This window comes from Leptolyngbya sp. CCY15150, assembly GCF_016888135.1.
GTDB lineage: Bacteria > Cyanobacteriota > Cyanobacteriia > RECH01 > RECH01 > RECH01.
On record NZ_JACSWB010000014.1, the window covers coordinates 1 to 310 of the forward strand.

General features: G+C 56.5%; 1 protein-coding gene. It reads right to left on the reverse strand.

Annotation, left to right across the window (positions count from 1 at the left end; all coding sequences use genetic code 11):
- A partial coding sequence (locus JUJ53_RS00060; RefSeq protein WP_204149981.1) for a Calx-beta domain-containing protein occupies positions 1 to 310 on the reverse strand: 310 nt, incomplete at both ends.

Genomic DNA, 310 nt, shown 5'->3' on the forward strand with positions numbered 1-310 from the left:
CCGCCGTGCCGGTATCACCGAGATCGCCCTCCAGCACCGAAGCATTGGAAATAGCGATCGCCGGTGGATTGTCATCATTGCCAATTGTCCCCGTCGCCTGGGTATCGTCCAGGGGAATTCCTGGAGTCTGGTTACTAAGAACCAGCGTAAAGGTTTCCGTGGGTTCATTGATGGCATCACCATTGACCGCAATGGTGATCAACTGCTGAGTGCTCCCCGGTGCAAAGGTCACCGTTCCGGTGAGAGCATCATAGTCATCCTCACCAATCGCCCCATTGCCGCCCGCAATAGCGCTGCCATTCTGGGTGGT